Origin of the sequence: Moorena sp. SIO2C4 (assembly GCF_010672485.1) — a bacterium.
GTDB lineage: Bacteria > Cyanobacteriota > Cyanobacteriia > Cyanobacteriales > Coleofasciculaceae > Moorena > Moorena producens.
Window position 1 is genome coordinate 19808 of record NZ_JAAHGN010000023.1, and the last position, 7398, is coordinate 27205.

6 protein-coding genes and 1 pseudogene are annotated in these 7398 nt (G+C 39.6%); 6 read left to right on the forward strand and 1 reads right to left on the reverse strand.

Going from position 1 to position 7398, the window contains the following annotated elements; translation table 11 throughout:
• Positions 1-68 precede the first annotated feature (68 nt).
• The gene (locus F6K20_RS02705) at positions 69-1445 is read right to left on the reverse strand and encodes a PQQ-dependent sugar dehydrogenase (protein WP_287293604.1); all 1377 of its coding nucleotides are present in this window, start codon (positions 1443-1445) and stop codon (positions 69-71) included.
• Between the two features lie 644 nt (positions 1446-2089).
• Here F6K20_RS02705 and F6K20_RS02710 point away from each other — a divergent pair.
• The 6 genes and pseudogenes from F6K20_RS02710 to F6K20_RS02735 form a co-directional block, all read left to right on the forward strand.
• Positions 2090-2371, forward strand: coding sequence for a hypothetical protein (locus F6K20_RS02710; protein WP_287267792.1), 282 nt, complete (start codon positions 2090-2092; stop codon positions 2369-2371).
• A 271-nt stretch (positions 2372-2642) separates the two neighbouring features.
• The gene (locus F6K20_RS02715) at positions 2643-3989 is read left to right on the forward strand and encodes a tetratricopeptide repeat protein (protein WP_287267794.1); all 1347 of its coding nucleotides are present in this window, start codon (positions 2643-2645) and stop codon (positions 3987-3989) included.
• 298 nt (positions 3990-4287) lie between these two features.
• Positions 4288-5238, forward strand: a complete 951-nt coding sequence (locus tag F6K20_RS02720) for a multicopper oxidase domain-containing protein (protein ID WP_287255434.1) — start codon at positions 4288-4290, stop codon at positions 5236-5238.
• Between the two features lie 62 nt (positions 5239-5300).
• Positions 5301-5804: a hypothetical protein gene (locus F6K20_RS02725; protein ID WP_287255435.1), complete on the forward strand. Its 504-nt coding sequence runs from the start codon at positions 5301-5303 to the stop codon at positions 5802-5804.
• 132 nt (positions 5805-5936) lie between these two features.
• Positions 5937-6134, forward strand: a complete 198-nt coding sequence (locus tag F6K20_RS02730) for a hypothetical protein (RefSeq protein WP_287255437.1) — start codon at positions 5937-5939, stop codon at positions 6132-6134.
• Positions 6135-6403: 269 nt separating this feature from the next.
• Positions 6404-7398 (forward strand): annotated as a pseudogene (locus tag F6K20_RS02735) (IS630 family transposase); the annotation flags it as partial.

Genomic DNA, 7398 nt, shown 5'->3' on the forward strand with positions numbered 1-7398 from the left:
CCAGTCAAAAAATTTTTCTCCTAATTAAGTTGTAATCAATAAGATATTCCGGCTTAGTCGAGGGTACTTCACGGGTTACTATTGCGGTATTGGATCCGGTAAATTCGGTTGTTGGCTTCTTCTGTGACGAGCAGACTGCCATCTTTTAGCACCAGCAACCCAACTGGACGTCCCCAGGTGGTTGGTCCTGAGGAATCGATCAGAAAACCAGTCAGAAAATCTTCATAATAGCCTAATGGTCGTCTATCAGTTTTAAAGGGAACAAAGACAAGTTTGTAACCGGTGCCTAGGTTACGATTCCAAGAGCCACGAAACGCTACAAAGGCACCGTTACGATACTTTTCTGGAAAGGTCCGTCCATCATAAAATTGTAATCCTAGTGCTGCTGAGTGCGATTGGAACAAGACATCGGGAGTTCGGGTTTGGGCAACCAGTTCAGGTTTGATGCTTTGACCATTGCGGGTTTGACGGGGATCGATGAGATGGGGGGCTAAATAGGCATAGGGCCAACCATAGAATTCCCCTTGGCGAATACGGGTGAAGTAATCAGGAACTAGGTCATCTCCGATCAGATCTCGTTCATTGACGGTAGTGTACAGTTCACCAGTAATTGGGTGAAAGTCGAGACCGACAGGATTACGTAACCCATAGGCAAAAGTCTGTTGGTTTGAGCCGTCCAAGTTCATCACCTGTACCGATGCTCGGGGTAGGGGTTCGCGATCGACATTAGACCGTGAACCAATAGAGACGTAGATTTTGTTTAGCTTGGGAGATACTACCACATTGCGTGTCCAATGCTGGTTGTAGCCGCCGCCAGGAAGGTCAGCAATTTTTTGACCTTTGCCAGTGAGTTGGTCTTGACCTTTTGTGTAGGGAAACCGGAGTACAGCATTAGTGTTGCCCAAGAAGAAGTATTGATCAGCAAAGGCCATGCCAAAGGGAATATTTAACCCATTACTGGCACTAGCAAAAGTTTTTTTGACATCAGCAACTCCATCACCATTGCTGTCGCGCAATAAACGAATACGATTTGCCCGAGTTTCTGTGACCAAGATATCGCCAGTGGGAGTAAGTGCTAGCCAGCGGGGACGGTCTAACCCATCAGCAAATACGTTCACTTGGAAACCCGCTGGTACTTTTAGGCTTGGGTTGGATGGTATTGCTACCACTTTTGGAGGTCGAGAGGCGCTAGTAGTAGCAAAAGGTTGGGGTAAATCATTCAGGGTAATTTGAATCGGTTGGGGTGTCAGGGTTTTGGTATCGATTAGGGTTTTTGTGGATAAAGCATTTGTTTGTGTAGGTGCCTGAGCAATTTGGGGAGATTCTTCAGAGGAGGACTTTTGTACAATCGGTGCCGCAGGTGCTTGAGTTGAAGTGCTGGTTGAACCACAGGCTACTACCGTAGTCATCAGCAGTTGCAGGATCAGGAAACGTGGGGAATTCATGGTCATGAGCACAGGGTGATATTGGGATTGATTTTAACTCCTTGTCAAGACGTAACTCCTAGTAGAATTTCTTGACTAGGTAACAAACTTTAAACAATTGTTGAGAATATATTGCACTTCAGCATAAATATCTCGGCTCAATCCAACTCAGAGTAATCGATTACTCCTATACCCATAGGCGAGTTAATATTTATTTAATAAAAGTATTTATCATTTAGCAAAATCACAGGTATACTAGTGATTACTTAGGGTGCATCAGGGTAAGCCCAAGAAAAGTTGAGCCAAAATGTGATATATGGCAAGAATTATGAGCATATTAAGCCAAGATTGCTCAGCACTATTGCCTAATTTTTTCAATATTGTTGATAAGAATGTCGCCTTATTGATTCTTGCCTTTACCCTGGTTGCTATACGGGGTAAGCCCAAAAAAAATCGCTCATAACAACGTGGGTTGGTTGGATATCGGTTGATCCTGCCTCGAAACCCCTATAATCTCGTAGAGCTGTACTCGCAATAGAGTTAAGTTGTTGATAATGATGGTTTTTTTTTATCAAAAATCACAGGGTTGCTGATTCTTGCCCTTACCCTGGGGTGCTATATAGCATTTCTCGAATAACTGAGATACACCTAGTAAAAAGAATTTCATGGATGATAACAGGAGCAGTAGTTTAACTCAAGGCTTGGATTTTACTTCCGAAAGTATTGATAATAGTCAGATTGTTGGACAAGCTGGGGGGAACATTATATCTGTTCAAAATAGTGGCTCTGGTAGTGTTGAGCAAAAAATTCAAAACAGTCTATTTTCAATTCATATTCATATTGGTAATCCTATTAACTCAAATGCTAGGCGTAGGGTGAATTCTAAGCCTTCAGGCTCAGCCGTACCTGGTTGGAGGGATGTTCTATTAGAGCCTAAGGCAGCATAGCTGTACTTAATCTTAGCTGTACTTAATCTATGTCTGTAACTAAGAGTATTTAAATCTGATTTATGATATTTGAATCAATTGTGGAAGGCTAGGTAAGAATTAAGTTATTGAGCAAGGAATATTTGCATGAAATAATCTTTGCTAACCATGAATACGAGCTCTCAGAAAAGATATCTAACTTACTAGATAACGTTGATAATGTAAGAGCAAAAATATACACAAACTCATACAATTACAACAAGGTTTATTTTACGGGAGTATGATCATTAAAATGGCAAACAAGTATCATCAAATTAAAAAGAAATTAAGACATATTATATCTAAACCTTATTTGCGTTCAATCGGTTCAATCGGCATAATGATTTTATTTATTTTTATGTTGTTATATATTGTTGAACGTTTTCCTATTAAAAATCCTTATTTAGGGTATGCTCAATATAAATGTGACCAAGATCTAATTGATATTAGTGAATCCGATAGCCAAGAGAAATCCTATAGCATAATGGAAGATTGTAAATCTATAATTAATAAATTTTCCAACAATCCCAACAATAATTTTGCTTTATATCTAGCCTATAAAAATCTGGGAAGAGCAAAACTAGTTTATTCCTATGCTAGTTGGCAAAAAAATAAGGGACCCAAAATAATAACAATAAATAACACTCAATTAACGGTTGATCAGTTAATCGAACAAGTGAAAGAAAATTTCAAGAGTGCTGAAAAGTATAATCCAGAAGATCCGCTGATAAAATTATACATCGCTTTGATGGAAGATTTTAAGGATTTTGTACTGAATCCGGAGAGTCTAGACTGTTTGCCTGCTAGTCAACGCTATGAAGAGGCAATTAACCTTTATATAGATGTTAAGAAAGTTAAAACTGTAGACAATAATTTTTTTGCACTGCTTGAGTTGGGTCATTTCTTAGTTAGCAGAGACAGGAATAAGACATCTAAAAATTTAAAGAAAGATAAGTGGAACAACTTTAATGGATATAAGAAAGGGATAGAACTTTACAATAAGCTCCAAGTATCTGACCAGAACGGAAAGCATACAGTTTTGTTAAGCAAGGCTAAAGCTCAACTACTTAATAAGGATTATGAAAAAGCTCGAGATTCTTTTGAAAAAATTTTACAGAAAGAGCCAGATGCTTATCAGATTAGGTACTACATTGGGAACTCATATATCTTAGAGAATGGTCAGTATGATCAGGCCATTAAAGAATATGACAAAGTTACAGAAAATCCTGATACTGAACTTTACTATTATGCATTGCGAGATTCTGGTTTTGCGTACTATATGACTTCTAAGTATGATCAAGCTAAAGATAGATTGGACAGAGCACTTAACCTGGAAGTGTCAAAAACGCAAGCTGAGAAAGAAAGAAGGGAGTTGATGGAAGAATATTTCAAAAAAATTAAGGATGGTCAATGTGATCAACTAGATCCTGATAACAATAGTTGTGAGCTTGAAGATCGAAAGAGTCTTGAATACAAGTTGTTTGACGCAGGATTTTTTCAGAGCATCTTTACTGTTCATGACAAAAAAAGAGGAACAGATCCATTTATTGATGTTGAACATGATAAATTTTATCAGTGCCGAAATGATCCTGAATTTTAATTTTTTTATTCCAGGATATAGCAATTCTACTACGACTTGTGAAGTACAAAGCGATCGGGTGCATCTCATATTTGTAAAAAAGTTGCGTAGGGTGCGTTAGGGGAGCCTCATTTTCCGCCTCGTAGCCAGGGTTTGGATAGCCCGCCCCGTAACGCACCACCGTGTCAAACAGCAAAAGCGATGCACCCAAGCGAACCCCCTAAATTCCCCTTAATAAGGAGGACTTTGAAGTTGATAAGCTTACCTCATAACTGCAATAAACGCTATATTTAGACTAGTAATCCCTAATATTGCTATTATGTGGAGTCGTCGCCAACTATTACAATCTAGTTTTGTAGGTTTAGGGATCGCAGGGACTGTCTACCAATTCCTTAAATCGCGACCTACTGCCACTGTTAAGGTACCTAGGTTCACCACAGATGAGCAACTCTCAGCAAAGTATGTTGGATTTGATCCTATAAATTGTCTACGAAGTTTTGATTATGGTCGTGTTAAGCAGGAAAATGGACATCTGATCAGGGAGTTTGAAATCGTTGCAGATAATACCTCGACTCAGCTAAATAAATTGGTAGGTTGGGTTAGCTGGAATTTTAATAATCGAGTTCCCGGTCCAACATTAAGAGCGGTAGAAGGTGATCGGATTAGAGTAATTTTTCGGAATCAGGATTCTGCTAGTAGTCATAGCATTCATTTTCATGGTATTCATCCTGCTGAAATGGATGGAGTGACTCCCATAGGCAAAGGTAAAGAAACTGTCTATGAATTTGAGGCTAAGCCCTATGGGGTTCATCTTTACCATTGCCATGTTAGTCCTGTTACTCGCCACATTAGCAAAGGACTGTATGGTATGTTCATTATTGATCCTCCCAGAAAACGCCCTTCCGCCGATGAAATGGTTTTAGTTATGTCAGGTTATGACATTGACGGAGACATAAAAACTGAAGACATTAAAACTAATGAACTTTATGCGTTTAATGGCTTACCTGATTTTTACCATAAACACCCTATTCCGATTTATCAAAATCAGTTAATAAGATTATATATAGTGAATATGATTGAGTATGATGTGGCTGTTACTTTTCATATTCATGCCAACATGTTTAAAGTTTATCCAACCGGTTGTACTATCAAGCCAACTCTAAAAACCGATGTCATTACTATGGGTACAGCGGAACGGCATATTTTAGAGTTTGCGTATGCTTTCCCAGGAAACTATATGTTTCACCCTCATCAAGACCAAATTGCTTAAAATGGTTGCATGGGACAATTTTCAGTTATTCCTAGTAACAAATTTTGAGAACAGTAAACGTTATGAAAAATATACTCAAATACGTTTTTATTACTTTAGTTGTTGCCCTTTTAGTGGTAGTAATTGGGTACTATCTACCTAGTAATACTCCTACTAAAACTAGTGAACTTTTTTCTAACTCCGAATATGAAAAAATATTAGATGAATATTATATCAAAAATCTTGGTCTAATGCAAGGTCATCTGATTGCAGCCAAAGATTTATTAGAAGGGGGAACCCCAGATCAAGCACAATCTCATTTAGAACATCCTATTGAGGAACTTTACGGGGAAATTCAAGATAAATTAAAAGAGGAAGGTGTTGATGATTTCAAACAGAATTTGGAAGATCTATACGACACAGCTAAATATCAACCTTATAGTGAGGAAGTAACTAAAAAACTTCAGGTATCAGTGGCAGACATAAAATCAGCTATAGATAGTTTTTTTGAAAATCATAAGAATCTTCAGTCACCGGAATTTGCTGAAATTGTGCTTATTAGTATTCTTAATACAGCATCGGAATAATACGAAGCCGCCATTGGAAGGAACTGTAAGATCGTTGCTCCAATAGAGTATCAAGACTCCTTTGGTTTTGTTAAATATGTAGAAAACAAACTTTCACAAAAAAGTTGGGTTCCTGATCAAACACGAGGGAAGATGAAATCTGATGTAACAAAACTTCTAAAAGCGTGGTCTCCAGATAAAGATAAACCCTTTAAAGGAAAGGTAAGTCAACCTCCTAATTGCCTTGAGGCACTCTCTCCATCTGGAGAAACTGAATCTGTATATCCACCTGAATATCCGGTAATGACCCCGGCTCAATTATCTGAGGAGATTGCCAAGATTTATAAGTGAACTATGTTTTATGACATCAATAATGTCTGGTAACTCAATGGCAACTCCAAAAACAGTTTTCGGAGTTGCCAAAACTCGAATAGAAGAGGAAAATATTCAATTATTCGAGTGCATCGCTTTTGCTGTTTGATGCGGTGGTGCGTTACGGGGCCGGCTTTACCAGCGGTGGCTACGAGGTAGAAAATGACGGCAAACCGCCCCTAACGCACCCTACTGGCGTGGCACAGCTAAAATAGTGCAATAGAAATAGGATAACTGAGGCGGAAAGTATGGGAAGAGGAAAACGAGACAAGGTGATTCTGAGTCGAGAACAGAGAAAAAGGCTGGAAGTCATAAGCAACAATGGATACGCCCCAGCCAAAAAAATACTTCATGCTCAAATACTGTTGATGTCAGACGAAGGAGGGGAAGCAAAGCGGAAATGGACAGATAACGAAATTGCCTTAGCACTCAATCTCCATCGCAATACAGTGGGTCGAGTGCGAAAAAAATTCTTAGAAAAAGGAGTAGTGCCAGCGTTAGAGAGAAAACTCAGAAGGAAACCACCAGTAGAGCCGATTGTGGATGGAGAAACAGAAGCTCAAATTATTGCCCTTTGTTGCAGTGAGCCACCCCAAGGGAGAGGGAATTGGAGTTTGAGACTCTTAACTACAGAACTCAAGCGACGCACAATCGTCACGGAAATTTCTAGGGAAACAGTGAGACGAACCCTAAAAAAAACAAATTGCGTCCCTGGAAAACTCAGAGATTCTGTATTCCAGAACGAGATTTGCCAAGATTTGTAGCCGAAATGGAAGTAGTTCTAGACCACTATACCTGTCCTGAAAATCCAGAAATCCCCTTAATCTGCATGGATGAAGCCAGCAAGGAGTTACATGGTCACTTGTACGAACCGATTCCGATGCAGCCAGGAGTAAATGCCAAAGAAGACTATCACTACACCCGTGAAGGAGTCCAAGCCCTATTTAGGTTTTTTGACCCCAGCCGAGGTTGGCGACGAGTCAGTTGTCGCGACAACCGCACCAGCTCCGACTGGGCTATGGAAGTCAAGCAATTACTCGATATTGACTATCCTGATGATCACATTGTGCGCTTGCTGTGCGACAACCTCAATATCCATAACATCTCCTCTTTTTACAAGACTTTTCCCGCCTCTGAAGCCCACAGTTTGGCACGGCGACGGTCGTTGATTCACACGCCACGCAATGGTAGTTGGCTTAATGTAGCGGAAACTGAGCTATCAGTACTGTCTCAGCAATGTCTT

Excerpts from the sequence above, each read along its gene's own strand:
- F6K20_RS02720 (WP_287255434.1), top strand. The coding sequence starts at position 4,288 with ATGTGGAGTCGTCGCCAACTATTACAATCTAGTTTTGTAGGTTTAGGG.
- F6K20_RS02705 (WP_287293604.1), bottom strand. The coding sequence starts at position 1,445 with ATGAATTCCCCACGTTTCCTGATCCTGCAACTGCTGATGACTACGGTA.
- F6K20_RS02730 (WP_287255437.1), top strand. The coding sequence starts at position 5,937 with ATGAAATCTGATGTAACAAAACTTCTAAAAGCGTGGTCTCCAGATAAA.
- F6K20_RS02725 (WP_287255435.1), top strand. The coding sequence starts at position 5,301 with ATGAAAAATATACTCAAATACGTTTTTATTACTTTAGTTGTTGCCCTT.
- F6K20_RS02715 (WP_287267794.1), top strand. The coding sequence starts at position 2,643 with ATGGCAAACAAGTATCATCAAATTAAAAAGAAATTAAGACATATTATA.
- F6K20_RS02710 (WP_287267792.1), top strand. The coding sequence starts at position 2,090 with ATGGATGATAACAGGAGCAGTAGTTTAACTCAAGGCTTGGATTTTACT.